General features: G+C 41.7%; 27 protein-coding genes and 1 other annotated feature. Of the genes, 24 read left to right on the top strand and 3 right to left on the bottom strand.

Annotated features, from left to right (window positions below):
• Positions 1-38: 38 nt before the first annotated feature.
• The 4 genes from ESZ50_RS08580 to mltG all read left to right on the top strand — a co-directional run bounded on the left by ESZ50_RS08580 (position 39) and on the right by mltG (position 5447).
• Entirely contained in the window at positions 39-398 is a 360-nt protein-coding gene (locus ESZ50_RS08580; RefSeq protein WP_148623154.1) for a DUF1304 domain-containing protein, read from the top strand.
• A gap of 38 nt (positions 399-436) precedes the next feature.
• Positions 437-646 (top strand) — a binding site (T-box leader).
• A gap of 49 nt (positions 647-695) precedes the next feature.
• Entirely contained in the window at positions 696-1736 is a 1041-nt protein-coding gene (pheS, locus tag ESZ50_RS08575; protein WP_148623153.1) for a phenylalanine--tRNA ligase subunit alpha, read from the top strand.
• A gap of 8 nt (positions 1737-1744) precedes the next feature.
• A complete protein-coding gene (gene pheT, locus ESZ50_RS08570) occupies positions 1745-4165 on the top strand; it encodes a phenylalanine--tRNA ligase subunit beta (RefSeq protein WP_148623152.1) in 2421 nt (806 codons plus the stop codon).
• A gap of 109 nt (positions 4166-4274) precedes the next feature.
• Positions 4275-5447 (top strand): endolytic transglycosylase MltG, encoded by a 1173-nt coding sequence (gene mltG, locus ESZ50_RS08565; RefSeq protein ID WP_246111535.1) that lies wholly within the window; start codon positions 4275-4277, stop codon positions 5445-5447.
• Positions 5448-5569: 122 nt separating this feature from the next.
• Here the strand turns inward: mltG and greA are convergent, their stop codons facing one another.
• Together greA and ESZ50_RS08555 are read right to left on the bottom strand one after the other, a co-directional pair.
• Positions 5570-6055: a transcription elongation factor GreA gene (gene greA, locus ESZ50_RS08560; protein ID WP_148623151.1), complete on the bottom strand. Its 486-nt coding sequence runs from the start codon at positions 6053-6055 to the stop codon at positions 5570-5572.
• 121 nt (positions 6056-6176) lie between these two features.
• The gene (locus ESZ50_RS08555) at positions 6177-8822 is read right to left on the bottom strand and encodes a YfhO family protein (RefSeq protein ID WP_148623150.1); all 2646 of its coding nucleotides are present in this window, start codon (positions 8820-8822) and stop codon (positions 6177-6179) included.
• A gap of 107 nt (positions 8823-8929) precedes the next feature.
• Here ESZ50_RS08555 and ESZ50_RS08550 point away from each other — a divergent pair, with 107 nt between their 5' ends.
• From ESZ50_RS08550 to rpoZ, 17 genes are all read left to right on the top strand, one after another.
• Complete coding sequence (locus tag ESZ50_RS08550; protein ID WP_148623149.1) at positions 8930-10990, top strand: peptidoglycan D,D-transpeptidase FtsI family protein; 2061 nt, start codon at positions 8930-8932, stop codon at positions 10988-10990.
• A 145-nt stretch (positions 10991-11135) separates the two neighbouring features.
• Complete coding sequence (locus tag ESZ50_RS08545) at positions 11136-11687, top strand: 5-formyltetrahydrofolate cyclo-ligase (RefSeq protein WP_148623148.1); 552 nt, start codon at positions 11136-11138, stop codon at positions 11685-11687.
• 4 nt (positions 11688-11691) lie between these two features.
• The gene (locus tag ESZ50_RS08540; RefSeq protein WP_148623147.1) at positions 11692-12405 is read left to right on the top strand and encodes a rhomboid family intramembrane serine protease; all 714 of its coding nucleotides are present in this window, start codon (positions 11692-11694) and stop codon (positions 12403-12405) included.
• On the top strand, positions 12389-12598 hold the full coding sequence (locus tag ESZ50_RS08535; RefSeq protein ID WP_148623231.1) for a YqgQ family protein: 210 nt from the start codon (positions 12389-12391) through the stop codon (positions 12596-12598). The genes ESZ50_RS08540 and ESZ50_RS08535 overlap by 17 nt, the downstream gene beginning before the upstream one ends.
• Before the next feature lie 111 nt (positions 12599-12709).
• Positions 12710-13687: an ROK family glucokinase gene (locus ESZ50_RS08530; protein WP_148623146.1), complete on the top strand. Its 978-nt coding sequence runs from the start codon at positions 12710-12712 to the stop codon at positions 13685-13687.
• 106 nt (positions 13688-13793) lie between these two features.
• The gene (locus tag ESZ50_RS08525; protein ID WP_148623145.1) at positions 13794-14267 is read left to right on the top strand and encodes a hypothetical protein; all 474 of its coding nucleotides are present in this window, start codon (positions 13794-13796) and stop codon (positions 14265-14267) included.
• A gap of 21 nt (positions 14268-14288) precedes the next feature.
• The gene (locus ESZ50_RS08520) at positions 14289-14819 is read left to right on the top strand and encodes an ECF-type riboflavin transporter substrate-binding protein (protein ID WP_148623144.1); all 531 of its coding nucleotides are present in this window, start codon (positions 14289-14291) and stop codon (positions 14817-14819) included.
• Between the two features lie 167 nt (positions 14820-14986).
• On the top strand, positions 14987-15877 hold the full coding sequence (locus tag ESZ50_RS08515) for a bifunctional 5,10-methylenetetrahydrofolate dehydrogenase/5,10-methenyltetrahydrofolate cyclohydrolase (protein WP_148623143.1): 891 nt from the start codon (positions 14987-14989) through the stop codon (positions 15875-15877).
• A complete protein-coding gene (gene xseA / locus ESZ50_RS08510) occupies positions 15862-17124 on the top strand; it encodes an exodeoxyribonuclease VII large subunit (RefSeq protein ID WP_148623142.1) in 1263 nt (420 codons plus the stop codon). Before ESZ50_RS08515 ends, xseA begins: the two co-directional genes overlap by 16 nt.
• The gene (locus ESZ50_RS08505) at positions 17124-17342 is read left to right on the top strand and encodes an exodeoxyribonuclease VII small subunit (RefSeq protein WP_148623141.1); all 219 of its coding nucleotides are present in this window, start codon (positions 17124-17126) and stop codon (positions 17340-17342) included. Before xseA ends, ESZ50_RS08505 begins: the two co-directional genes overlap by 1 nt.
• 2 nt (positions 17343-17344) lie before the next feature.
• Positions 17345-18202 (top strand): polyprenyl synthetase family protein, encoded by an 858-nt coding sequence (locus ESZ50_RS08500; protein ID WP_148623140.1) that lies wholly within the window; start codon positions 17345-17347, stop codon positions 18200-18202.
• A complete protein-coding gene (locus ESZ50_RS08495) occupies positions 18202-19050 on the top strand; it encodes a TlyA family RNA methyltransferase (RefSeq protein WP_148623139.1) in 849 nt (282 codons plus the stop codon). The genes ESZ50_RS08500 and ESZ50_RS08495 overlap by 1 nt, the downstream gene beginning before the upstream one ends.
• Entirely contained in the window at positions 19037-19486 is a 450-nt protein-coding gene (locus ESZ50_RS08490; RefSeq protein ID WP_148623138.1) for an arginine repressor, read from the top strand. Before ESZ50_RS08495 ends, ESZ50_RS08490 begins: the two co-directional genes overlap by 14 nt.
• 21 nt (positions 19487-19507) lie before the next feature.
• Complete coding sequence (recN, locus tag ESZ50_RS08485) at positions 19508-21196, top strand: DNA repair protein RecN (RefSeq protein WP_148623137.1); 1689 nt, start codon at positions 19508-19510, stop codon at positions 21194-21196.
• A 63-nt stretch (positions 21197-21259) separates the two neighbouring features.
• Positions 21260-22822 carry a patatin-like phospholipase family protein gene (locus tag ESZ50_RS08480; protein ID WP_148623136.1) on the top strand — a complete coding sequence of 521 codons (1563 nt, stop codon included), beginning with the start codon at positions 21260-21262 and terminating at the stop codon, positions 22820-22822.
• A 34-nt stretch (positions 22823-22856) separates the two neighbouring features.
• Entirely contained in the window at positions 22857-23474 is a 618-nt protein-coding gene (gene gmk, locus ESZ50_RS08475) for a guanylate kinase (RefSeq protein WP_148623135.1), read from the top strand.
• Positions 23471-23686 (top strand): DNA-directed RNA polymerase subunit omega, encoded by a 216-nt coding sequence (gene rpoZ, locus ESZ50_RS08470; protein WP_148623134.1) that lies wholly within the window; start codon positions 23471-23473, stop codon positions 23684-23686. The genes gmk and rpoZ overlap by 4 nt, the downstream gene beginning before the upstream one ends.
• A gap of 160 nt (positions 23687-23846) precedes the next feature.
• On the opposite strand, the gene ESZ50_RS08465 is transcribed toward rpoZ, so the two are convergent.
• Positions 23847-24509, bottom strand: a complete 663-nt coding sequence (locus tag ESZ50_RS08465) for a VTT domain-containing protein (protein ID WP_148623133.1) — start codon at positions 24507-24509, stop codon at positions 23847-23849.
• 147 nt (positions 24510-24656) lie between these two features.
• Here ESZ50_RS08465 and ESZ50_RS08460 point away from each other — a divergent pair, with 147 nt between their 5' ends.
• The 3 genes from ESZ50_RS08460 to ESZ50_RS08450 all read left to right on the top strand — a co-directional run bounded on the left by ESZ50_RS08460 (position 24657) and on the right by ESZ50_RS08450 (position 26099).
• Positions 24657-25241, top strand: coding sequence for a peptidylprolyl isomerase (locus ESZ50_RS08460; RefSeq protein ID WP_148623132.1), 585 nt, complete (start codon positions 24657-24659; stop codon positions 25239-25241).
• A 72-nt stretch (positions 25242-25313) separates the two neighbouring features.
• Positions 25314-25706, top strand: a complete 393-nt coding sequence (locus tag ESZ50_RS08455) for a CvfD/Ygs/GSP13 family RNA-binding post-transcriptional regulator (protein WP_148623131.1) — start codon at positions 25314-25316, stop codon at positions 25704-25706.
• An 18-nt stretch (positions 25707-25724) separates the two neighbouring features.
• Entirely contained in the window at positions 25725-26099 is a 375-nt protein-coding gene (locus ESZ50_RS08450) for a hypothetical protein (RefSeq protein ID WP_148623130.1), read from the top strand.
• Positions 26100-26375 lie beyond the last annotated feature (276 nt).

The following is a 26375-nucleotide window of genomic DNA, read 5'->3' as shown; positions in this document are numbered from 1 at the left end:
TAGACTTATAAAAATATATTATAAGTGGGTGTTGGGGAATGATTGGATTAATTTTAGCAGGATTGGTAGCACTTGAGGCCTTATATATCATGGTCTTAGAGATGTTTATGCCGGCAGAACGCCAAGCAACTGTATTTGGACTAGCTCCGGAGGTCTTAAAGGTGACTGAGGTACGCAAGTTGCTGGGAAATCAAGGGATTTATAATGGCGCACTGGGCTTATTGATCATCTTAGTGTTATTTTTGTTCCCACAAGGCAACGGCGTTTATTTCCTTGCCATGTTAATGGCTTATGTTGTAATTGTGGCGATTTATGGTGGTGTGACAGTTAACAAGCGTATCATGCTTGTGCAAGGGCTACCTGCCTTGTTAGCTTTATTAGCACTACTTTTTATTTAAGCGCTCGACAGATCAATTAATTTTGCGTAAAATGGACGTATTATACGATGAATGACCTAGTAAGTTTGATGATCTTTTCAGCAACCGTGGGAACGATGTGAGCCGCGGAAGACTACAAACCGAATTTCAGTCAGGAGTTGGATGGCTGATAAGGCGATCCCGATTCGCCCCCGTTAACGGGCTCCTAAGGATAGTCTCTTGATGACTGTCAAATTTGGGTGGTACCACGTTTATAAGACGTCCCTTTGGTGAGCAATTACCGAAGGGACTTTTTTTATTTGAAAAAGGAGAAATAAAATGAGTTTAGCTGATGAGTTACAAGCTTTACAAAGTAAAGCGTTAAGTGAAATCAAAGCAACTACTGATTTGAAGGTACTTAATCAGGTCAGAATTACTTGGTTAGGTAAGAAGGGACCACTAACTGAAGTGTTGCGGGGGATGAAAAATCTAACACCCGAAGAACGTCCAGTGATTGGCGCGGTCGCAAATGATGTCCGCGACAGTCTGACGCTAGCAATCACCGAGCAACAAACGCAACTTGAGACTGCTGCACTTGAGGCTCAATTGCAAGCTGAAAAGCTTGATGTGACATTACCTGGAAAAGCAATTAAGCAGGGTCAAGCACACGTGCTACAACAGATTATCACTGATCTTGAGGATCAATTCATGGGAATGGGATATCAGGTTTTGGAAGGACCAGAAGTTGAAACTGATCAATATAATTTTGAGATGATGAACTTACCAAAGGACCATCCAGCTCGTGATATGCAGGATACTTTCTACATTACACCAGAGATTCTAATGCGAACGCAGACATCACCAATGCAAGCTCGTGCAATGGTTGATCATGACTTTACAAAGGGACCTTTGAAGATGATCTCTCCTGGACGTGTTTATCGGCGTGATACTGATGATGCAACTCATTCGCACCAATTCCACCAAGTTGAAGGTTTAGTAATTGACAAGCAGATTACAATGGGGGATTTGAAGGGGACGTTGTTAGCAGTTGCACACAAGCTCTTTGGTGCGGATCACGATATTCGCCTACGTCCATCTTATTTTCCTTTTACGGAGCCTTCAGTTGAGGTTGATGTATCTTGGGGTGCAGTGACAGCTGATACCAAGCCCGAAGATATTGAATGGATTGAGGTTTTGGGTGCTGGAATGGTTCACCCGAACGTTTTGGAAATGGCTGGAATTGATTCAACGGTTTATGGTGGTTTTGCCTTTGGCCTTGGACCAGATCGTTTCGCAATGTTGAAGTACGGCGTTGAAGATATTCGTAACTTCTATCTAAACGATGTCCGTTTCTTAGAACAATTTAAGCAGAGAGGATAAAGCGCATTATGAAAGTTTCAATAAACTGGTTAAGTGATTATGTTGATTTAGATTTGCCAGTCAATGAATTGGCAGAGAAAATCTCACGAACGGCCGTTGAAATCGAGGGTCAGAGTCAACCACAAGGTAATATGAAAAATGTGGTGATTGCTAAGGTTTTGTCTGTGGAAGAGCATCCCGATTCCGATCATATGGTCATAACCCAAATTGATGCTGGAGAAGCTGAGCCAGTTCAAATCGTGACCGGTGCACCAAATGTTGCGGTCGGACAAACAGTGATTCTTGCCAAGCATGGCTCAGTCATTGGTGGTGGTCAGAAAATTAAAAAAGGTAAGTTACGTGGGGTTGCGTCAAATGGTATGTTGGCGGCGTTACAGGAACTTGGCTTTGATGACAAGGTTGCGCCAAAGGATTTTGAGGACGGTATTTGGGTTTTCAACGATGTGGATGCAGCAGACTTGGTAGCAGGTGCAGATGCACTAGCAGCATTAGGTTTGAACGACCATATTTTGGAAACTGGAATTACGCCGAATCGAGCTGACATGCTTTCAATGAATGGTACAGCGTGGGAAGTCGCTGCAATTCTTGATCAAAAAGTAACGTTACCTGATTTTGAATTGGTGGAATCTGATAAAGAGACCGCTAGTTTGATTACAGCAACTGCGCCAGCTGAATTAGCTAGTAAGTATGCCGTTCGCGTAGTTGAAAATGTAACAATTCAAGACTCACCACTATGGTTGCAACGTCGGCTTTGGAACATGGGCGTTCGACCAATCAATAATGTTGTCGACGTGACAAATTATATGTTATTGATGTATGGGCAGCCATTGCATGCCTTTGACTTAGATCAACTACCAACGCGTGATTTGAATGTGCGACGGGCACAAGCACATGAGCAGATTAAAACGCTTGATGGTGTTGAGCGCGAGGCGGCACCAGAGGATATCATTATTGCAGCGGGTGATCAAGGATTGATGTTTGCCGGTGTGATGGGTGGTGAATCTACCGAGGTAACTGGTCAGACGACTAATATTGTCTTAGAAGGGGCCGTGTTTGAAGCGACTGCTATTCGTAAGACTGCCCAAAAGCAAAACTTACATTCAGAGGCTTCACAACGTTTTGAACGTGGTGTTGACGTTGAGGCAACATTTGTTGCGTTGGACCATGCAGCGGCTCTCATCGCAACGTTAGCTGGTGGAAGCGTCACCAAAGGACGTGTGGTTGCACAAGATTATGCATATCAAGCGCCAGTGGTATCAGTGACTGTCGCACAAGTTAACAAAGTGCTTGGTACTGAAATTACTCAAGAAGCGATTGCAAAGATTTTTGACCAATTGCAGTTCACTTATACTGTAAATGATGCTGAATTCATCGTGACAATTCCGTCACGACGTTGGGACATTAGCTTGCCAGCCGATCTGATTGAAGAAGTTGCGCGACTATATGGTTATGATAAATTGCCGGCAACTTTGCCAACTGGTGCGACAACGCCAGGAATTTTGACCGCCAAGCAGATGTTGATCCGTGCTAGCCGCCGAGCATTAGAAGGTTTAGGCTTGGATCAAGCGATTTCTTATGTTTTGACGACGCCTCAAAAAGCCCAGGATTTCAAATTACACCAAGGAAGTCCAATTGTCCTAGATTATCCAATGAGTCAAGATCGTTCACAAACTCGGAGTAGCTTATTGACTGGGTTACTAGATGATGTGGCCTATAATGTTGCTCGCAAGCAAAAAAATGTGGCGCTTTATGAGCAAGGGCGTGTATTTGTCTCGGATGATGAAGCTACGTTGCCAAGTGAGATTGAGCATTTGGCAGGTGTGATTACTGGTGAATGGACTGAGCGGACTTGGACACAACCGGCCCAAGTTAGTGACTTCTTTGTGCTCAAAGGGATCGTCATGGCGCTATTAGATAATTTTGCACTAGCTGATCGGGTGAGCTTTGAAGCGAGTGCGGCATATCCAGAAATGCACCCAGGACGAACAGCTGAGCTACGAGTTGGTCAACGAGTAATTGGGATTATGGGGCAGGTTCACCCTAAGACCGCGAAAGCATATAAGGTCGGTGAAACTTATGCCTTTGAGCTAGATCTTGATGCAATTATGGCAATTAAGAAGCGTTCTGCTAAGTATGAGGCAATCTCGCGTTACCCAGCGATTACACGTGATTTGGCAATTCTAGTTGACCAAGATATTACGGCGGCCGAATTAATTGCTAAAATCGAGGCGGCTGGTGGAAATTATCTACATGACGTAGTTTTGTTCGACCTTTACACAGGAGCAAATGTTGCTGACGATAAAAAGTCATTAGCATATACTTTGCATTTTGTGAATCCAGCAGCAACCTTGGTTGACGATGAAGTGAATGCTGCTGTCGATCGAATTACTAAGCAGTTGAAGCAAGCCTTTGATGCGGAAATCCGTTAAGAAAGTGGCTTTTAATAAAAAGTTCTTAATTTAGCAAGTAAAAATTCACATTATCGTTGGTGAGCTGGTATACTTTCGGTAATGCGGATTTTTATTTGGGAGAAAAATAATGACAGAATTTGATTCACGCGGGAGCCGAGGCGGTATAATGCCACAAGGGCAACCACAGAAAAAGGGTTTTGGTCGGTTAACGATAATTGCTGGAATTGTCCTAGTGTTATTAATTGGTGGAATTGGCTTTGGAGTGTACCATCATGCACAGGTGACAGATTATTCGGCTTTGAATCCTAAGGCAACCACAAAAAAACAAATTGAAGTTAAAAGTGGTTCAAGCGCACAAGTGATTGCGACTGAACTAAAGGATAAAGGTGTTATTCGTTCAGATAAAGCCTTTGTTCATTATGTTGATACGAAGAATGTAGCGGAATTGAAGGCCGGCTATTACTTGTTAAGTCCATCGATGACGATTAAAGAGTTAACTAGTAAGTTGACGCAAGGTGGCTCATCATATCCATTGAACGGTGAGGGAACAGTGACTGTTCGCGAAGGTGAGAATGCTGATGCAATTGCCACAGAGGTTGCTAATAAAACAAAGTTCAGTAAAAAGGAGTTCTTGGCGGCATTGAATGATAGTGCCTTTCTAGGACGATTGAAGGATGCTTATCCTGGTTTACTGGATGATGCAATTAATGCAACTGATGTACGCTATAAGTTGGAAGGATATTTATATCCAGCGACTTATGATGTCAAAGACGCAACAAATGTGCGCGAGATCATTAATCAAATGGTTGCAAATGACTATACACAATTTAGTCCTTACTTTGATCAAATTAAGCAGTCAGGCATGAATGTTCAGCAGGTCATGACATTGGCTTCATTGATTGAACGTGAAGGCGTTAGTCAGGAAAACCGGAATATCATTGCCGGGGTCTTCTTGAATCGGATTAAGGTTAATATGCCATTGGCATCTGACGTGGCAGTGAAGTACGCTTTGAATACCGATAAGGCTAATTTGTCGAATAAAGATGTTAAGGTTGACTCACCATATAACTTATATGCGAATGCTGGGTATGGACCTGGGCCGTTTGACAGTCCAACCGTTAGTTCTGTTAAGGCGGTTCTGAACCCACAAGACCAAGACAAGGGTTATTTGTTCTTCGTTGCAAATTTGAAGACCGGAGAAATCTATTATTCAAAGACTTATGATGAACAATTGAAGAATACTGATAACGTGCAGGCAGATAATGATGCAGTTGGCTCAGCTAGTTCAAGTTCAAAGTAAATAAATGTTCAAAAAGAGGTTAGTCCGAGTTTGACTCGGACTAACCTCTTTTTGACTGATATAATAAAAAGCCCTGAAAGATCAATTAACTTTCAGGGCTTTTAGGATGTTCAATATCTTTGTTAGGCGTTCTTTACAGAAAGAATCTTAACTTCAATTGAACCGTTGTTAGGCAAGTTTACTGTAACTGCGTCGCCAACGCTTTTTCCAATCAATGATTGAGCAATTGGTGACTCGTTTGAAATCTTACCTGCAAGTGGATCTGCTTCGACAGCACCGACAATTTCATATGTCTCGGGCTCTTCATCAGGTAGTTCTTGGAAGGTAACGACTTTACCCATGGCAACTTCGTCAGCAGCAATTTCTGATGAATCGATCATTACTGCGTTATCAAGCATATTTTGCAAGGTGTTAATGCGACCTTCAACGAAGGCTTGCTCATCCTTTGCAGATTGATATTCTGAATTTTCTGACAAATCACCAAAACTACGAGCGATTTGAATACGATTAGTGATTTCTGCTCGAGTTTCAGTGATGAGTTTGTTGAGCTCAGCTTCTATTTTTGTCTTTCCTTCGAGCGTCATTGGAAATGTCTTATCTTCAGCCATGACGGCCTCCTATCATTATTTATATCAATTTATCAGTCAAATCTATGAAATAGACTTTGACAGGCTTACAAAGTAAAATACCATGCTAAGCGTATTGTGTAAAGATATCTATGCCCGTGATTTAAGATTTTTTATGACCACGGCGGCCAAATGTATCGGTCCAAAGTAATCCAAGTGTGAACAAAACTGTTCCGCTGGTGATAATCAAGCCCCATTTGAGATAGGGTGGCGTGAATGTTAGTTTAATTCGATGTTGACCAGGGGTGATTGTCGCTCCGAGGAAGAAGCCACCGATTTTGGTCGAATCAACTTGTTTACCATCGACTTCAATTTTCCAGCCTTCGGCATATGGAATTGTTGTCATTAAGAGATTTTGATTAGCTGGTAGATCAATATTGCCGCTAATTTGGGTGTCACTAAACTTCAAATCGGTGATTGCCGATTGTTGTAACTGTTGTGCTCCAGCCGTGATAGCAGCTTGATTGCTGGCATAAAGAGAGACATTTTGAAGCCACACATCGTTTTTGTTGAGCGTCAGCGTGATCACCTGTGGTTGGCCAGATACATTTGCAGGTAATGGCAAAATGATTGTATGTCGATGACTAGGAATTGCAGCTAATGGTGTTCCATTGACGGTAATTGAGACATCGTCGGCCGAAAGTTCACCACCAAGTGTCAGATAATAGGGATCGTCGCTTTGTGGCGTGTAGGTCAGTGATATGCTAGCTGGCTTAGTTGTATCTAGCTTCTTAAAGTAAGCGCCAGTAATTGTTTCACTCGAGTTCAAGTTATCAACCGAAGTACTATCGAAATTCTTGCTAGTGAAAACATCATTGTTATCATAGCCGGTTAAGGTTGCCCAGAGTCGGTTTTGATTTGTCAGCGGGTCATCTGTCTTGAAATGCAAATTCAGGGCATTTGGACTAGCGGCAAAAATGAGTGGTAAAGCATTCGCATTCTCGCTAATCACGACATCGTCTGTGCTGTTATCGATTGTATAGATGCCATTAGTATCCCAGCGTGGGAAAGTCGCCATATTGCTGGGAGTGCCCTTGTCTTCAGAAGCATTGCCGGTTGGTTGCATTAAATAGCGCATTCCGAGCAAATCATCTGTTAGCAAAGTACCATTACTGTACGAAACATAATTATCGCCCTCTGGTTGGCCAATTGCTGCCATGAATGAACTCTGCTGATGTTCAAGCGCTGATGAGAAGGTCGAAGCACCATAGTAGTTTCCTTGAAGTGGATCACCTTTAGTCCGTTGGAAGGACTGAGCAACACGGTAAAAATCACGGTTTGATTTTTTAAAAGTGTTGGTGGCCTTTTCCAAAGCGCGGATGTATGTGGTGTACTCGTCGTTTGTTAAGTAAGTAAATTGATTTAATGTCCAGATCGTTGAGGTGACCATTTCACCGATTGTTAAAATACCAATTGCCCAGAGCCACCAGTTATTGTTACTTGCAAGAATGTGTAAGATCAACATTAAAGCAAAAATGCTAATACCGATAATTAATTGACTCTGCGTTAGGAAGTTGAGCTTGCCTAGGCGTGTATAAAGATAAATAAAACTGCCAGCGACGAGAGCAAGTAACAAACCGAGCTGCCACCAATCAAATTTAAGATTTGGTGTCCAAATTGATCCGGCTATCCAGATTAGCCAGAAACTAAATACAAATGAGAAGCGATAAGGATACCAGACCGGAAATTGGAAGGCATGCCAAGCTAAATCAAGCGGTGCGTACATCATTGAGATAACAAGAAAGGCTGTAATGATACCCGCCCAAAGGCGTGTTTGCCAACGAATTTGGTTGCTAGTGAAGAAGAACCAAATTGCGATTAAGACCAATGAACCGACAAAGATATTTGGTAGTCCTGTGGGCATTTGATCAAAGTTGAAGGTACCTAAGAAGAATTTACCAATAAAATCGGCGGGGTTATATTCGAAGTTCCAATTTAGATTCTCAAGCATATATTGCCCTTTTGAATTGAGCAGCGTATATGCAGTCGGCAACCAGATGACAGCAGACAGTCCGATCGAAACTAAGGAACCGAAGACGAATTTACGTAGCATACGTAAACGTTCACGCCAACCAAATGGTAACCAAGATAAGTGCCAGATAAAATATAGGATCATGAAGAGCCCAACCATGTAGGCCATGTAGTAATTAATCACTAACATGGCTGTTAAGGGTAGAATGTACTGCCACTTTGATTGTTCATTCAAGTATTTTTCCAAGCCAACAACGATAAATGGGAGTAAAATAGCGGCATCAAGCCATAATAGATTTAGCTCATTGGCAACAAACCAACCGGACATGCTATAAATGAGGCCAAAGAAGACTAGCGACCAATTATTTTGCCAGCGCATACGCTTTAGTGCAAAAGCCATACTCCAGCTGGCTAAGCCATATTTGATCACGGTTAGGAATAAGATTCCAACGGGAAGCAAAGCGTTTGAAAATGGCAGTAGGAGTAGGTTTGTTGGGCTCATTAAGTAATATGCCCAGTCACCAAAAGTTTCGCCACCCAATCCTTTAGCAAAATTAAAGAAAATACTGCTAAAATTACCGGTGAGAGCATTTTTGTAGCTGGCAAAGAAATCGATGTACTGTTGTCCAAGATCAACGGTTAGGATTGAACTCGATCCAAAGGGAGCCATTTTGCGATAAGCAAAGTAGCCCAACATAATCAGGGTTGGGAGTAAGAAGCTGACCCACAAAATTCTTGTGCTGGGACGCCATGAAAATGGATTTAAACGTTTATGCATAGGTTTGACTTTCCTCGTTATTTGAAAACTAATACTCTTATTAAAGCACAAATGATTTGTGATACAATTAAAAGCGTTGAAAATTAGGAAGAAAAAAGGTTAAAACCATGAAATCACCAGAAAAGCGGCGCCAGAAGAAACGTGGGGGGATGACCTCATTATCACGAATTCCTGCGCGACTAAATATTCTAATGGGCGTCGTCGTTGTAATGTTAGGGGCGCTGGCATTTAAGGCGTACACATTGCAGATCGCTAACTATTCGACATATAAGGCAGCAGTTTCAAGCAACACCACGAGTATTCAAGAGGAAAATGTTCGTCGTGGTGAGATTGTAGATAGCTCTGGAAAGTTACTTGTTTCGAACACAGGTACCCACTCAATTCAGTATACTAAGCCACAGAGTGTCACAGATGCACAAATGTATAAGGTAGCCAATAATGTTGGTAAGTTCGTAAGTATTGAGACCACACAGCTATCAGATAGTAATTATGCGGGCTACTACATTTTAGATGCTGGACGAGCTAAGGCTGTCGCTAAAAAAGCTGGTATTCAGTATGCACCAACGACGGATACTTTTGTTAAGCAAGCTAAAAAATATGTCGTTGATCATAAGAGCGAGTTCCCGCTTTCAAATAAACAAGTTAATAATGCAATGATCTTCCAAAAGATGACAAATGCTTATGCGTTATCTACAGTTCAGATTAAAACGGCGGATGTCACAGACGAAGAGATTGCCGCAATTGGTGAGCGACAATCGACAATGCCGGGTATCAACGTTGGAATGTACTATACGCGGGCGTATCCAGCTGGTGATGATATTAAGAGTTTGATTGGAACAGAAGGTAAGGTGCCTGATGATTCAATCAATCAGTTACTAAGTCAGGGCTATAGTCGCGATGACATGGTTGGTGTTTCTTTCCTTGAGAAGCAATACGAAGCTCAACTAAAGGGAACCAAAAAACGTGTTCAGATTACGACAGATCCAAAGACGGGTGAAACGACATCTAAGACAGTTTACAGTGGTAAAGCTGGTTCAAATTTGATTTTGAGTTTGAATAGTAAACTTCAAGACGATGTGCGGACGATTATCAAGAATAATATTCCGAGCGGGTCAGCAACCGGTGGTTATGCAGTTGTGCTTAATCCGAAAACTGGTGGCATTTATGCAATGGTTGGAGTTGACCGCGATAACTCAACGGGTGATTTGACGGACAATGATGCTGCAAACGTTAATAAGGCTCAGGTTATGGGATCCGTTGTTAAGCCAGCAATGATTACGACGGGGCTAATGCAAGGTGTTATTACACCATCTAATAACACGTTAACGGATCAACCAATCAAAATTGCTGGAACTGCATCTAAGTCGTCGTGGTTTAATACAGATGGAAGTCACAACACTTCGCTAACTGCTTCAGAAGCTTTGGAAGTTTCATCAAATTCATATGTTATGCAATTGATGCTGAAGATGGGTGGGTTGAACTATTCATCCGGAATGAGTTTGTCAGGTCTGGATACAAGTATCTTTAGTACCATGCGAAACGGCTTGGCCCGTTTTGGAATGGGGGTCAAGACTGGGATTGACCTACCGGGAGAGATTTCTGGACTTAAGGGTTCAACTTCGGCCAGCGATATCGGGTTGGCACTTGATGAATCGTTTGGACAATATGATACATTTACAACAATTCAACTAGCACAATATGTAGCAACCATTGCTAATGGTGGTTACCGAGTTCAACCGCATTTAGTTGAAGCAATTCAACAACCAGGTGTTAATGGGGCCAAGGCTACGTTGGAACAAATTCCAACGCGGATTTTAGGAACCGTTGGTTGGACCGAAGCCGAAAGAAACGTGATTTGGAATGGGATGAATCTGGTATCGCACGGAAGTAGTCCGTACGTGACTGGTGGATCAAAGATCAAGACTTTGCCAGTTAACGTAAGTATGAAGACTGGAACAGCTGAAACATTTACAAATGGCGTATCGACGACTGCTAATACAGCAATTTCATTTGTGCCAAATTCAAATGTAGCCGTTGCGGTTGTCTTCCCTGATGTACCGTCTGGTAACGAAAGTAATCCAAATATTAATTCGACGTATGAAATCTGGGAGAAAGTGCTCGAGGATGTTGAAGATAAAGACACCTTGAACGCGTCCGCGAATTCATAAGTCAAAAATATAAAAATCTACGGGGTTTAGATGTTTAATCTAAATTTGGTAGATTTTTTTGTATTTAATAAAAGTAAACGTTCAGTTCATATGACTGTGGTAGAATTAGGGAATTGTACAGAGATAGATAGTTAGGAAGTATCTAATGAATAAAGATGAGATCCGACAAGTGGCGAGTGCGAATTTAAAGGCACTAACGCTTGCCGAGCACACCCAATTAATGCAAAAGCTCGTACAACAAATAACTAGTTTGCCTGAATGGGAGGCGGCTGACACCGTTGCTTTATCATTAGCACAGGATTTTGAATTGCAAACCACGCTATTGATTCAGACGGCCTTGCTGCAAAACAAACACGTTGGACTGCCACGAGTTTTACCACGTCGACAAATGGAGTTTGTCGAGATATCGGAGCGGACAGAATACACACGGCATAAATTTGGTATGTTAGAACCTAAAGGTACACAGTTAATTCAAGCGGATCAGTTTGATGTGGTACTAGTACCAGGATTGGCTTACTCGGAAACTGGCGATCGAGTCGGTTTTGGTGGCGGGTATTATGATCGTTGGTTGCAGCAAGCTTCGGGTATAAAAGTTGCCACAACAATTGAGGCAAATTACTGGAATAAACCGCTATGGCCGATTGAGCCAACTGATATCAAGATGGATCGAGTTTTGATTCTGGATGAAGAGGAATGATTAGATGAAAAACATAAAAGCTGAATTTAAAGTCCAACCGATAAACTTAATCTTGATCATTCTGATGGTAATTATTTATTTAGCGGAAGTTTATGTGGCTGGTGGATTGACGATCTCAACGCATGTGTTGTTCCAATTTGGGGCAAGTTTTACACCATCAATTTTATTGGATAATGAATGGTGGCGTTTGATAACAGCTGGGTTCTTGCATATCACTTGGATGCACATTACTTTTAACCTTGTAATTTTGTATTGGATTGGTCGGTTACTAGAACAGGCAATCGGTTCATGGCGTTATTTAGGTTTATTTTTAGTAACAGATGTAATTGGTAATCTGTTTGGGATGGCCTTTGGTAGCGTGAATGTAATCTCTGCTGGTGCTAGTGGAGCGATTTATGGACTGTTTGGAACGTTTATCGTACTTGGTGTACTAGCTCGTTGGCAGGGATTTTGGGGTGATCAGGCTCGAACGATTGGAGTACTGGTAATTCTATCGATGGCGACAAGTTTGTTTGCAAGCAATATTGATTTGTGGGCACACATTGGTGGTGTACTTGGTGGGATTGTCTTTACACCAATCTTGATAAGTCATCGTGTTTTGGCAAATCGTTTTAAAATGCCTGAACTCGTCCGTAGTCTAAGTATTATAGTAACGATTGGAATGGTGGTCGCCTTGATCATCCTGGGGGTTAATCATGGTTATGCGAACTTTTATTGATGTGCTAGATTTACTAAAGCGTTACGACATTTACATTCATGTTGGAAAACGACTTTGGGATATTGAATTGGCAGCACTAGAAATTGACAACATGTATAAAGCAGGTTTGTTAGATATTAAGGAATACGGACAAATCAAATTGGTCTTGACCCATGAGCATGAACTGGAAGAGCGACGTAACGGAAATAATTAATTTCTGAAATCGTTTTCATAAATTGCTTTAAATCAGAAATTATTTCTGGTATTATTTTATAGTGACTTAGAGTGTTAATTAATATTGATTGATAGTGAAGGAGAATTAAAAATGGTTAAGGATAAATTAATCGGTGTCGATTTAGGCGGGACGACCATTAAATTTGCAATTTTAACGGCTGATGGCGATATTCAACAAAAATGGTCGATTCGGACAAACATCTTAGAAGAGGGTGCGCATATCGTACCGGATATTGTGGAATCGATTAATCATCATCTTGATCTTTATCAATTGGATCGCGATCGAATTATCGGAATTGGAATGGGAACACCGGGAACCGTTGATATCGAAAACGGAACCGTTCAAGGTGCTTTCAACCTGAACTGGAAGGACTTGCAAACAGTTCGCAAAGATATCGAGACTGCGACTGGCCTACCATTGACTTTAGACAATGATGCAAATGCTGCTGCACTTGGTGAACAATGGCGGGGAGCTGGAAACAATGACCCCGAAGTATCATTTATTACCTTGGGAACTGGAGTTGGTGGTGGTTTGATCAATGATGGTAAGCTGGTTCATGGTACTAATGGTGCGGCAGGTGAAGTTGGGCATATGATTGTTGAACCACATGGCTACCTATGTACTTGTGGTAACTATGGCTGCTTGGAACAATATGCTTCAGCAACCGGCGTCGTCCATTTGGCACAAGACTTTGCAGAGGCCTATGTTGGTAATTCAAAGTTGAAGGCGATGATTAACAACGGTGAAGAAGTGACATCAAAGATTGTCTTTGATTTAGCTAAGGAAAATGATTATTTGGCAAATGAAGTTGTTGATAAGGTCGCTTATTACCTAGGATTGGCTTCAGCAAATCTTGCAAATATCTTAAATCCGTCATCAATCGTAATTGGTGGCGGTGTCTCAGCCGCCGGTAAGTTCTTATTGGAACGTGTTGAAAAGAACTTTAAGGAATTTGCTTTCAAGACAACCCGTGATGTTACACAAGTCAAATTAGCTGAATTGGGAAATGATGCAGGTGTATATGGAGCTGCATCATTGGCAAAAAATTCAGAGCGCGCTTTGGCATAGAGTGATATTTTGATTGGGAGCTGGTGACATGAACTTGTGTCGCGGGCTTCTTTTTGTTAGTATGCTAAACTGAAAGTATCGAATATATTGTGGAAAAGAGTTTTACATGGAATTGACTGGAAACGAATTTATTGAGATTCTTAAAAACGAACAAATCAAGAGTAAGAGTTTTACAGCTGCAGATACCGCGGAGATCAACTTGGATGACTTATTCAATTTCGCAACAAAGGAATTGAAGGATGGTCAGATTATTAGTTCAGAGATGATAATCTCTGGGGATGAGCCAATTTCGCTGCGTGTAGAGAGTAGTCTGATTAATTTACCGTTGCGTTATGTAAATGCGATTAGCAAAATTGTTATTAATGATCCTAGTAAAGATGTAAACCTTTATATGATTGTGGAACATCCTTTAGTTAGCAAATCAGGGTTGAAAATTGAATTGGCGGCTTCGGTTGCAGCTTATTTGGATGATGTTGAGTCGGTGGAACACAAAATCACCAATTTCTTTACGGAAAAAATCCAGGCGATTCAAGCTGCCGCCACAATAGCAGACACAGAAGATGATGCCGAGTCAGAATAACATCCAAATTGGAGGCAGGGAATGAATAACAGATCCATTGGCAGCTGGTTTGCTGGTATTTTAATTGGTGTCCTAATTTTTTATGTATTCTCCGCTTACTTAGGTTTGCCACTGCCGACCTATCGAATGGGGGTATCGATCTCAAGTGCCTGGCTAACATTTATTGCAGTAGTACTTGGCCCGATTGCCGCAGGCTTGGTAGCATTTTTTGGTCAGATTCTAAGTGGTGTTGGATCACACACGATTTGGTGGACTTGGGTAATTGCAGATGGAATTTATGGCTTGTTACTAGGCTTATTAGTACATCGAATGGCTTTTGATAGCGTCAAGTTGAATAATAGACGTTTTTGGATTTTTAATTTATGGCAGGTGATTGCCAATATTTTGGTTTGGCTGATTATTGCGCCTTTGGGGGATATGTGGGTGTACGGTTCGTTTCCTCGGCTCGTATTTATGCAAGGAGCGATCAATATGAGTTTAAATATTGGCGCAAATGCGACGATCGGCGTTTTGATGATTATGGTGTATCAGCGAATATCAAAAATTGAATAGTTATATTTAGCTAACTTGGGATGACTTGAAAATCATGCCAAGTTTTTTAATAAGTATAGAACTAATAATGATGGTCAATTGTCGATTAATAATTAATTGTGGGAAGCAGAATTGAGCAAATTATGGTAAGATTTATGCAGAGAAATGAATAAAAATTGAGGTGGCACATGGCAGTTATAATCGACGGAAAGGCAATCGCAAAACGATTACGTGATGCGGTTGCTGTGCAAGCCGCAAACTTAGAAACAAAAGGAATTATTCCTGGCTTGGCAGTGATACTAATTGGTGATGATCCAGCCAGTGAAATTTATGTACGAAATAAGGAACGTGCGGCTCAGAAGGCCGGAGTGAATGCTCAGACGATCAAATATACGGCTGATGTGAGCGAAGTGACCGTATTGATGAAGATTAAGGAGTTGAATCTGGATCCGAAAATTGACGCAATTTTGGTACAAAGTCCAGTTCCGGCACATATTAATGAAGAGCTAATTCAAGAGACCATTGATCCTAGTAAGGATGTTGACGGATTCCATCCCGAAAATATTGGAAGGTTGTATGCTAACCGTTCTGGATATTATCCAGTTGCCAATACTCCTAGAGGTATTATGACAATGTTGGCGCATGAGCAGATTGATCTGGCAGGAAAAAATGCTTTGGTTGTTGGACGCTCGATATTGGTTGGTCGACCAATGTTTGCACTGTTACAACAAGCAAATGCGACCGTGACTTTAGCGCACCGCTATACACCGAGCGATACATTAATGCATTTGCTTGCAGATGCTGATGTAGTAATCGTCGCGGTTGGGCAGGCAGGCTTAATACAGGGAACATCTTTGAAAGATGGTGCGGTGGTGATTGACGTAGGGATTAACCGGCTTGCAGATGGTAGTCTGACTGGTGATGTTGATTTTGCCTCCGCTCAGGAAGTTGCCGCAGCAATTACACCTGTACCCGGTGGTGTTGGTCCAATGACGATTGCGACCTTGCTACAAACAACGGTTGAGTTAGCTGCACAGCACCATCAGATCGAATTGGAGCAAGCATGGCAGAATATTTAACAGTTAGTGCTTTAACTAAGTATCTAAAACGTAAATTTACAGGAGATCCATATTTAAAAGAGGTGTACTTAACAGCTGAGGTATCGAATTATCGGCAACGCCCGGGACATCAGTATTTCTCGCTAAAAGATGACGGGGCAGTTATTAATGCAACAATGTTTAAGGGGTTATTTGATAAATTGGCCTTTAAGCTTGAAGCAGGGATGAAAGTCAATGTTGTTGGCCACGTCGATTTGTATGCACCAAATGGATCATATAGCTTGATTGTTAGTAAGATTGAGCCTGATGGTGTGGGTGCGCTTTACCAAGCACTGGAACAGTTAAAGGCGAAGTTGTCACAGGCTGGTGCCTTCGGTATCTTGCAACGACCGATTCAAAAGTTTCCAAAGAAAATCGCGGTAATTACTTCACCGAGCGGTGCGGTAATTCGAGACATCTTGACGACTGTTCAGCGACGTTATCCAATTGCAGAAGTAATTTTATTTCCGGCGGTTGTTCAAGGGGCAGGCGCAGTTCCTTCACTCTTGAAACAATTAAAGGCTGTGAAAGAAGTTGCGGGAATTGATACATTAATCATCGGTCGTGGCGGAGGCTCAATCGAGGATTTATGGGCTTTTAATGATGAGACACTAGCTCAGGAAATTTTAACAATGCCGATACCGGTCATCTCGTCTGTTGGGCATGAGACGGATACAACGATTGCAGATTATATAGCCGATCAGCGCGCTGCTACACCAACGGCTGCCGCTGAATTAGCAACTCCTATTCAATTACTTGATTTATGGAATAATTTGCAACAATTGCAAACTCGATTAACACAACGAATGCAAGTTCAAATCACCCAGCAGGAGCAGCGATTAACACGATTGATGCAAAGTTATGTGCTTACACAACCCGAGCGACTTTATGAAGGCCATTTACAACGCGTGGATCAAGTTCAGCAGCGATTGTATCAGGTGATGCAAAAGACTGTTCAGGAACGACGTCATCGCTATGAGATCGTTGTACCAAAGTTGGATCCGTTGGTGCAACGATATGTTGAGCGAGCGCAACAACAATTTATTCGAGCAGCTAAGGCATTAGATTTGGTCAGTCCATTAGCAATTCTTGGGCGTGGGTATAGTTTGGTGACAAAAGAAGATGGACTAATTCGATCGATAAATGATGTAGAAATTAACGAAACGATTGACATAAGATTGAGCGATGGGCATGTTAATGCGACTATCACACAGAAAGAAGAGCAATAATGGCAAAGACAACTTTTGAAGACGATTTGGGCAAGTTGGAGCAGATTGTTTCACAACTAGAAAAGGGCGATGTACCCTTAGAAGAGGCATTGGAACAATTCGAAGTGGGAGTCAAGTTAACCAAGACTTTGCAAAAAACTTTACAGGATGCTGAACAAAGTCTAGCAAAGATTGTAAACGAAGATGGTAGTACATCCGATTTTGAAATAGAGGATTAATCATGCGATTAGCTGGATATGCGGAACTTGTGCGACCAGAACTGGAACAAATGTTTCAGACGAGTTTTGACGATTTGGGTGACGGATCGCTTATTGACGCAATGCGCTATGCTGTTACCAATGGTGGGAAGCGAATTAGACCGCTTTTGACCTTAGCAGTCGCTGAGACTTTCGGGCAAAAAAGGCAAACCGTAATGATGAATGCGGGTGCGGTGGAATTAATACACACATACTCGTTAATCCATGATGATTTGCCTGCGATGGATAATGATGATGTTCGTCGTGGTCAACCGACGACTCACGTCAAATATAGTGAGGACTTGGCGATTCTAGCGGGTGATGCATTGCAACCTTTAGCGTTTGAATGGTTGACAGTTGGTGACACAGTTTCGACACAGATAAAAGTGCAACTAGTTCAAAAATTGGCACAAGCGGCTGGTCCGCAAGGGATGGTGGCTGGTCAAGTTCTTGATATGGCGGCAACTAACGCTGTAGAGATCGACTTGGTGGATGTGATAAAGATTCATAATTTGAAAACGGGGGCATTAATTGCTTATTCAGCAGAGGCCGGTGGAATTTTAGCGGATGTTGACGTTTCAGTGGTGGAAATACTGAGAAGGTTTGGTTTAGCATACGGCTTGGCCTTTCAGATTCAAGATGATTTGAATGACCTTGAACAAGATGGTGATGAGGATAAGCAAAGTTATCCGGCAATATTAGGATATACTGGTGCAAAAAAAGCGTTGGCGGAGCAGGTTGCATTGGCTCACGCAGCGTTAATTGAAATTCAGCAACAAACTAGAGCAGATATTGAATTATTGGTAAGTTTCTTAGACTATTTTGATAAAGTGGAGAAGTAATGGCAGTTGAAAAAGAACGAGTAGATATTTTGGCTGTTCAACAGGGATTATTTCAATCTCGCGAACAAGCCAAACGGGCCATTATGGCTGGTGAAGTATTGGGTGAAAATGAGCAACGGATGGACAAGGCTGGCGAGAAGATTCCTGTCACGATAGAGCTACATCTTAAAGGAGCCCCTATGCCGTATGTTTCCAGGGGTGGGTTTAAATTAGAGAAGATGTTGCAGGTCTTTGACATTGTGATGCAAGACCAAGTGGTATTGGATATTGGTTCATCAACTGGAGGGTTTACAGATGTCTCATTGCAGAACGGAGCTAAGCTAGTCTATGCTTTAGATGTGGGGACTAACCAATTGGCTTGGAAGTTACGTTCTGATGAACGGGTCGTGGTCATGGAAAATACAAATTTCCGATATGCTGAGCTTGATCATTTTACGCAAGGTCAGCCAACAAGGGCGACCATTGATGTATCATTTATTTCACTGAACTTAATCTTGCCACCACTAAGTAAAATTCTTGCTCCAGATGGAAGTGTTGCTACACTGATTAAGCCACAGTTTGAAGCAGGACGTGAAGCTGTTGGCAAGCATGGGATTATTAAGGATCCGACTACGCATTTGGCGGTTATTGATAAAGTTGCTGAGTATGCAGAAAACAGTGGCTTTAGCATTGTAGGTTTGGATTTTTCACCAATTAAGGGTGGCTCAGGGAATATCGAGTTCATTGCTCATTTGAAACTTGATGGAGGCGCAACAACTTTGGATCATATTGAACGTGAAGCTGTTGTGAAGGCTGCCCATGCGCAATTAAATGCACGCCGAACGGAGGAAGATGATGCGACGAAGTAAGCAAGCACGACAGCAAGCGATTCGCACGTTGGTTCTTACCGAACGCATTCAAAGGCAGGAGGATTTGGTCAAGCATTTGAATGGACAGGGGTGGGAAGTGACCCAGGCGACTGTGTCACGTGATATCGCTGAATTACAGTTAGTGAAGATTCCTAATCAAGAGGGTGGCTTCACATATGCGGTTATGTCCGATACTGATTATTTAAATCAACTGAGCTTAATTTTGCGTGAGGACACAACAACCGTGACAACTCAACAGAATATGGTAATGATCAAAGTTACGCCGGGGACGGGACCAGCACTGAAAATGGCATTGGAAGAAGCAAATTTAAATGACGTCTTTGGCTTGATTGGTGACGATGCTGGCGTGCTGGTTATTTTAAAAGAAAAGGTCGATGCCCAAGATTTTACAAAGATGTTGATGGTACATCACTAGCTTAAAAAGGTAGGTGGCGCAATGTTACAAGAATTATCAATTCAAAATTTTGCGATTATTCCTAAGTTGAACGTGAGCTTTCAGCAAGGGATGACAGTATTGACTGGTGAGACTGGTGCAGGTAAATCGATTATCATTGACGCCGTTGGTTTATTAACTGGAGGGCGCGGGTCAGTCGATTTTATCCGTGAAGGTGCTGATAAAGCAATTTTACAAGGATTGATTGATATCGAACCTGGTACGCCAATCTGGCAAATGCTTGAGAAATACGGGATTGAGGCGGATGATAATCAACTATTGATTCATCGTGAGTTACATCGTAATGGTCGTAATGTGATCCGAGTTAATGGCATATTAGTGAATGCAGCGGGGCTGAAAGAAATTGGCAGTCATCTTGTTGATATTCACGGACAAAATGAACATCAAGAGTTAATGAATGTTGATCGGCATATTAAATTGCTTGATGAATTTGGTCGCAAGTCAATTGGTGAGTTGCTAGAACAGTATCAAGCAAGCTTCAATGAGTATCGGCGTCTTGCAGGTGCTTTGAAGAAACGGCAAAATGATGAACAAGAATGGGCTCAACGCCTGGATATGTTAACCTTTCAAAGTCGCGAATTAAGTGAAGCTAATCTACAGCAAGGTGAGGAGGAGCAACTTGAGTCGGAATATCAAGAGCTAACGAATTTCCAAGATGTATTAACATCACTATCAAAAGCATACGAAGCACTTCAAGGAGACTGGGAAGGAAACGGTCTAGAGACAGTTTCCTTGGCGGTCAATTCGTTGGAAGAGGTCGAGGAGTTAACGCCAAAATATCGCGAATTAACTGAAACCGTCCGGGGAGCATATTATGAATTGCAAGAAGCAGCTTCGGAACTACTTTCAACGCGTGATAATATGGAGTTCGATGAGGAACGTTTAAAAGAAGTTGAAGAGCGCTTGAACTTGATTCGATCACTAGAGCGGAAATATGGGACAACGATTGCGGATGTGTTAGCCCATCAAGATGGCGTCGATCGTGAATTGGCACAGATGGGTGGTAAGGAACGAACCGCAGCTGAATTAGCCGATGAAGTTGCTCTAGTACGAAAGGCAACGCTGGAATTAGCTGAGAAATTGAATAAGGAACGAGTAAAGATTGCTCAGGAGCTGAATAAAAAAATTCATGAACAATTGGCTGACTTATATATGGATAAGGCAATTTTTTCAACGAAGTTTTCTAAGCGGAGCCAGTTGAATGAATTTGGCCAAGATGACGTAGAGTTTTATATTCAAACAAATCCAGGTGAAAGTGCGAAACCACTAGTTAAGGTTGCCTCTGGTGGTGAATTATCTAGAATGATGTTAGCAATGAAAACTATTTTTGCGCGTGAGCAAGGAATTACCTCGATTATATTTGATGAGGTAGATACTGGAGTATCGGGACGTGTGGCCCAGGCGATTGCTGAGAAGATTGCGATGATTGGCCAAATGTCACAAGTGTTAACGATTACGCATTTACCGCAAGTAGCAGCCGTTGCAGATCATCATTTCTACATCAAGAAGCAAATTATTGGTAAGCGCACTGAAACAACCTTAACTAGTTTGGACGAACAGGGAAGGATTGAAGAATTAGCACGGATGTTATCAGGGGATGAATTAACAGAAGCAGCTAAGGACAATGCACGTGACCTTCTGGAGCGCGCAAGTCAACGTAGACGGGGATAAATTTAAGCTTAGCGTGGATGCTTTATCCGACGTTAAGCTTTTTTATAGATAAAGGGGGGGCTTTTGATTTTCAGTGAGGGAGTTTTGAATAATGCGGCAAGAACAAATTTGCAACAGTTATTCGGTCAGTTTATAGATGCCAAAGCGGCTCGAGAGTCTTATGTAGATGCTTTGAGTATTGTGGACATGCATAAAATGGTCGTCGTAGAGAATGAAGAGGTGATCGGTGGTGTCCTGTATAAGGAAACGGATGGACAGGTTAAGATTCATTCAGCATTAATTGCAAGTCGAGTAAATCGTAATAATGTAATGGCGGAGTTGATTACATATTTTAGTAAATTACGGATGCAATCAGTTGAACTACAGGTATTGTTTACGAGTGACCAGAAGTGGCTTGAGCAGTTTGAGTTTAAATATAGCGAGAATGATACCATGAGGCGGACATTTGTTTATCCAGTTGCGTTTGTTTTTGGTGGCGGTGGTGCACATGGCGCGTTTCTGACCGGGGCTTATGAAGCGTTGGCAGAGAATGGAATTATTCCTTCGATGCTATATGGTGTTTCAGTTGGTGCAATTACCGGCATGTCATTAATGCATCTCGACACGACGATCGCAAATGCAACATGGGCGGAATTAACTACTGAGATGGTTTATGAGGTTGATGAAGTCAGTTTAAGCCGCTTACAATTCACTAAGAACTTGACTAAGAACTTTATCACTAGGCATTACTATAATAAGGATTCTTTGAGAAGAGTTATTGAGCCAGCAGTTGCTCATGAGTTGGCAACGCCGGCATTAGCCGATTTCACATTAATTGCAACAGAATTTCCAACGATGAAGGAGACGGCCTATCGTGTAACGGAGCAAACGACGGTAACAGAACTTACCGACTGGATTTTGGCATCAAGTGCCTTTTACCCACTGGTCGCGCCGGTTGAGATTGCTGGGAAACGTTATATTGATGGTGGATACTCAAATAATGTGCCAGCCAATCTTGCAGCTGCAGACGGAGCCAAGGAAATCTTTGCCTTTTCGATTATGGATAATAAGCTAATGAATCTGAATGTTCCAGATGATGTCAATTTACATTTTATTAGAACGCCATGGGAGTTAGGACCACTGTTGGATTTTATCCCGGAAGCGAGCCATAGACATCAACAACTTGGTCAACTCAGAACACGTCAGATACTAGGTCAATACGGCGGGTATTATTATGCGTTTAATGAACAAATTAATGTTGAATGGTTAGGCGGGGTACAGTTGATTCGCTGGCTAAGTACGGATCCTGTGACAGCCCCAATTGCAGATTTGTTGAACAATGCACCTATGTGGTTACTCTGGATGCAATGGCTGGAATCGAAGTCTGTGGGGAAATTTGCAGGTGATAGGCAGGCAATCGGACTAGCAACAATAGAACGTCTCGGAGTGCTGTTAGATGTTGATCCAACTAAGGTGTATAGCCTCCAGAGCTTTATTGATGAAATTGTGGAACATGGTTACTTGAGAAATCAATTACCCTTGCCTAAGGGACGCATATCTAGGCCATATTTGGCCGCCAATATGGCAGTAGTTTTAACTGGGGTATTATATTTGTTGTCGAAGAGCGCAAAACAAGGTAGAATTTAAACTATTACTATTTATATGAAATGGGGTAGCAAGCATGAAACGTGGCGTATTGATTGTACTTTCCGGACCATCAGGGGTTGGAAAAGGTACCGTGCGTAAGGCGTTATTTGAGGAGCCGGATATTGACTTTCAATATTCGATTTCAATGACAACCCGGCAACCTAGGGCAGGTGAAGTTGACGGCGAAGATTATTTCTTCGTTAGTCGGGAAGAATTCGAAACAGAGATCGCTAATGGTGGTATGCTAGAATATGCGGAGTATGTGGGAAACTATTATGGTACACCCAAGCGTTTTATTGACCAGACTTTAGCGGCAGGACGAGATGTCTTGCTGGAAATTGAAGTTCAAGGTGCCCTACAAGTAAAAGAAAAGATGCCAGAAGGTGCATATATTTTCCTTACGCCACCAGATTTGCAGGCCTTGAAAGATCGCTTAATTGGGCGTGGTACTGAGGATATGACGGTGATTGAAAAGCGTGTCATGACGGCTGCTTCTGAAATTAGAATGATGGCAAATTATGACTATGCCGTAATTAATGATGAAGTAGAGTTGGCAGTTCGACGAATTAAAGATATTATTAACGTAGAACGTTTACGAGTTCACCGTGTCTTGCCAGAATATGTTGAAATGATTGAGGAGCTAGAAGAATGATTTTATATCCATCTGTTGATAAGTTGCTAGAGCGAGTTGATTCTCGGTATAAGTTGATTGCCCTTGGTGCTAAGCGTGCACACAATCTTGAGCAAGGTGCGCTACCCACTTTGGCTAAGTTTGATTCTGTTAAGCCAATCGGACAAGCCTTTGAAGAGATTGAAGCCGGTAATGTTGTGATTGATCCGGATAATATTGATCAAAACGCATAGTTTCAAGGCGTGTTTTGAAATGCCTACAATAAAATAGAATACGATGATTGTACTTATTGTACAAAATAAAAAAAGACTTCTGAATTTCAGGAGTCTTTTTTTATAAAAAGGCGACCAAGTCAAAGTCAACTTGGTCACTCAATAATAATTCTTTCGCTTGTTATTTAGCCATTTTTTGTTGCTTTTTACTAATGATGCGTGAACGAATAGCAGCGATTATCGCTGGCAAAGCGGTCACAAGTAAAATGCCAAGAATTACTAATGTGAAGTGTTGTTGAATAAATTCAATTCGGCCGAAATAGTAACCAGCTTCGACACCGATAATCACCCAGGCAGTCGCCGCGATGGCTGTTAACGAAACAAATCGCTTGTAACTGAATCCAGAGACAGCAGCTGTGAAAGGTCCTAGTGTACGAATGATTGGCAAGAAACGAGCGAAGATAATGGCCATGGCACCATGGCGTTCATAGAAATCTTTAGCTTCGACAAGTTGTTTTTCTTTAATAAACCGTCCTAGGATTGGATGACGAACCAAGCGATAACCAATTGTCCTTCCGATGAAGAAATTAAGATTATCACCAGCAAAAGCAGCAATCCAAAACATAATCATAAGAACATAATGATTTAATACGTTTCCTTGGATTGCTGAAATGGCACCGGCCGCGAATAGCAAAGAATCACCAGGAAGGAAAGGAAGAACTACCGCCCCTGTCTCAATGAAAATTACTAAAAATAGCAGGGCATAAGATAGTGCACCATATTGATTAACAAAGGTGTTTAGATGCACATCGAGATGTAAAAATAGATCAATGACAAAGGCCATGTTTAATAATTCTCCAAATCTTTTAAAATCAAACTATGTACAATTAAGTGTAGCATAGGTCCAACAGTCAAGTCTGATTATTTCATGAAAATAGACTATGTTATAATATTGGACAGAATAATTAAGCGTTACTTTTGGAGGCAAAGAATGACATTTCCACAACTTGATTTAGCACAGGCAGTTGGCCCAGTGGCAGTAATAGAAACAACAAAGGGAACTCTTCGGATAAAGTTGTTTGAGGAACAAGCACCTAAGACGGTTGAGAATTTCAAGGGATTAATCAATCAAGGTTATTATGATGGAATTATCTTTCATCGAGTTATTAAAGACTTTATGATCCAAGGTGGAGATCCCACTGGAACGGGGATGGGTGGAGAATCTATTTTCGGTAAGAAGTTTGATGATGAGTTTTCGAAGGAATTGTTTAATCTACGAGGAGCCCTTTCGATGGCCAATGCAGGTCCAAATACAAACGGATCACAGTTTTTCATCGTTCAAGCCACACGTGTTCCAAAAGATATGTTGCGACAACTAAAAGGGGCTTATGATAACGAAGTTGTTGAATCATATGCCCAAAATGGTGGAACACCTTGGTTGGATCAGCGCCACACTGTTTTTGGTCATATCATCGAAGGAATGGACGTTATTGACGCAATTTCAAAGGTGAAGGTTGATTATGCAGATAAGCCAGTTGATGATGTAAAAATTATCAAGGCTTCAATTGAGGAATAAAAGTAAATAGGCCGAAAGACTACAACTTTCGGATACATAGTATGAAAAAATAATGAAAGGAGGTTAATTATAATGTTAAAAGATTTTCGTATTGGGCAAACTGTACGTGGGCGTGTGACAGGTATCCAACCATATGGCGCATTTGTACAACTTGATCGTGAAACACAAGGATTGATTCATATTTCGGAATGTCGTTCGGCGTTCATTCAGCATGTTGGGGATGAGCTCGTGGTTGGGCAGGAATTGAAGGTCGTCATTCTAGATATTGATTACTATAGTCAGAAAATCTCACTATCGCGGCGGGCGGTTATCGATGGTTCAAGGAATGTCGTGAAGCCAACCGAAGAATCTGGCCGATCTAAGTATCATCATTATTGGACGAGCCCACATATGTCAATCGGTTTTATGACGATTGCTGGCAATAAATCGCAAATGGTTAATGAGGCGCTTAGGCGTCTTAAGTAAATGAATGGAGGAGAAGGTATGTCTTTAGTTGCAGGAACGATTATTTTTACACGGGATGATCAAAGTTATTTTTTAGTTGCAGATACATTGCCTAAGCAGCAGTTTTATACTGTCAAGATGCATCGACATGAAGGCGATACAGCTTTGGGATCATTATTAACGGGATTGAAGACGGACTTAGGAATCGATCCTAATAATCTACGTTTGGGTGAAATCGCCGGTTGGCGGATGGATGGTAACGAGGTTATCTCTTTATATACGCTCGATGCTGTCGATTCTACGGCCTTCGATTTAACGAGATTGGATTTAGTGGGTGTGCATTTCGTTAGCGCACGTGATGCAGCTGAATTACTTTTGGACGTCGATATGATGGCTGCGGTCAGATTAGATTAAGAAAAGGTTAAGCGGGCTTGCAGGAAGGCCTAATTTTTTATAATCTATAAAAGTTGTTTTGCGAGGCAATATAAATCTTTATATGATAAATTGATTAATTTAATGCTTGACATTTAATGATCAATTAAGTAATATAATTAACGTTGTTGCAAACGCTGACAACGATTTGAAAGTTATTTATTATCAAGTTAAATACGTTGTTGACAATGTATTTTGATTGAGATATTATATAAAAGTTGTCTAAAGCAACGTAGGTCATTGAAAACTGAATAACGT

The sequence above is a fragment of the Weissella muntiaci genome (assembly GCF_008107635.1).
Lineage (GTDB): Bacteria > Bacillota > Bacilli > Lactobacillales > Lactobacillaceae > Weissella > Weissella muntiaci.
This window is presented reverse-complemented; position numbering and strand designations above follow the sequence as displayed.

What these genes read in the sequence shown, in the direction of transcription:
- ESZ50_RS08520 (WP_148623144.1), top strand. Translation starts at nt 14,289, where the DNA reads ATGAATAACAGATCCATTGGCAGCTGGTTTGCTGGTATTTTAATTGGT.
- ESZ50_RS08555 (WP_148623150.1), bottom strand. Translation starts at nt 8,822, where the DNA reads ATGCATAAACGTTTAAATCCATTTTCATGGCGTCCCAGCACAAGAATT.
- ESZ50_RS08550 (WP_148623149.1), top strand. Translation starts at nt 8,930, where the DNA reads ATGAAATCACCAGAAAAGCGGCGCCAGAAGAAACGTGGGGGGATGACC.
- ESZ50_RS08540 (WP_148623147.1), top strand. Translation starts at nt 11,692, where the DNA reads ATGAAAAACATAAAAGCTGAATTTAAAGTCCAACCGATAAACTTAATC.
- ESZ50_RS08545 (WP_148623148.1), top strand. Translation starts at nt 11,136, where the DNA reads ATGAATAAAGATGAGATCCGACAAGTGGCGAGTGCGAATTTAAAGGCA.
- pheT (WP_148623152.1), top strand. Translation starts at nt 1,745, where the DNA reads ATGAAAGTTTCAATAAACTGGTTAAGTGATTATGTTGATTTAGATTTG.
- ESZ50_RS08530 (WP_148623146.1), top strand. Translation starts at nt 12,710, where the DNA reads ATGGTTAAGGATAAATTAATCGGTGTCGATTTAGGCGGGACGACCATT.
- ESZ50_RS08495 (WP_148623139.1), top strand. Translation starts at nt 18,202, where the DNA reads ATGGCAGTTGAAAAAGAACGAGTAGATATTTTGGCTGTTCAACAGGGA.
- pheS (WP_148623153.1), top strand. Translation starts at nt 696, where the DNA reads ATGAGTTTAGCTGATGAGTTACAAGCTTTACAAAGTAAAGCGTTAAGT.
- ESZ50_RS08460 (WP_148623132.1), top strand. Translation starts at nt 24,657, where the DNA reads ATGACATTTCCACAACTTGATTTAGCACAGGCAGTTGGCCCAGTGGCA.
- recN (WP_148623137.1), top strand. Translation starts at nt 19,508, where the DNA reads ATGTTACAAGAATTATCAATTCAAAATTTTGCGATTATTCCTAAGTTG.
- mltG (WP_246111535.1), top strand. Translation starts at nt 4,275, where the DNA reads ATGACAGAATTTGATTCACGCGGGAGCCGAGGCGGTATAATGCCACAA.
- ESZ50_RS08500 (WP_148623140.1), top strand. Translation starts at nt 17,345, where the DNA reads ATGCGATTAGCTGGATATGCGGAACTTGTGCGACCAGAACTGGAACAA.
- gmk (WP_148623135.1), top strand. Translation starts at nt 22,857, where the DNA reads ATGAAACGTGGCGTATTGATTGTACTTTCCGGACCATCAGGGGTTGGA.
- ESZ50_RS08525 (WP_148623145.1), top strand. Translation starts at nt 13,794, where the DNA reads ATGGAATTGACTGGAAACGAATTTATTGAGATTCTTAAAAACGAACAA.
- ESZ50_RS08455 (WP_148623131.1), top strand. Translation starts at nt 25,314, where the DNA reads ATGTTAAAAGATTTTCGTATTGGGCAAACTGTACGTGGGCGTGTGACA.
- ESZ50_RS08450 (WP_148623130.1), top strand. Translation starts at nt 25,725, where the DNA reads ATGTCTTTAGTTGCAGGAACGATTATTTTTACACGGGATGATCAAAGT.
- greA (WP_148623151.1), bottom strand. Translation starts at nt 6,055, where the DNA reads ATGGCTGAAGATAAGACATTTCCAATGACGCTCGAAGGAAAGACAAAA.
- ESZ50_RS08465 (WP_148623133.1), bottom strand. Translation starts at nt 24,509, where the DNA reads ATGGCCTTTGTCATTGATCTATTTTTACATCTCGATGTGCATCTAAAC.
- xseA (WP_148623142.1), top strand. Translation starts at nt 15,862, where the DNA reads ATGGCAGAATATTTAACAGTTAGTGCTTTAACTAAGTATCTAAAACGT.
- ESZ50_RS08535 (WP_148623231.1), top strand. Translation starts at nt 12,389, where the DNA reads ATGCGAACTTTTATTGATGTGCTAGATTTACTAAAGCGTTACGACATT.
- ESZ50_RS08490 (WP_148623138.1), top strand. Translation starts at nt 19,037, where the DNA reads ATGCGACGAAGTAAGCAAGCACGACAGCAAGCGATTCGCACGTTGGTT.
- ESZ50_RS08580 (WP_148623154.1), top strand. Translation starts at nt 39, where the DNA reads ATGATTGGATTAATTTTAGCAGGATTGGTAGCACTTGAGGCCTTATAT.
- rpoZ (WP_148623134.1), top strand. Translation starts at nt 23,471, where the DNA reads ATGATTTTATATCCATCTGTTGATAAGTTGCTAGAGCGAGTTGATTCT.
- ESZ50_RS08505 (WP_148623141.1), top strand. Translation starts at nt 17,124, where the DNA reads ATGGCAAAGACAACTTTTGAAGACGATTTGGGCAAGTTGGAGCAGATT.
- ESZ50_RS08515 (WP_148623143.1), top strand. Translation starts at nt 14,987, where the DNA reads ATGGCAGTTATAATCGACGGAAAGGCAATCGCAAAACGATTACGTGAT.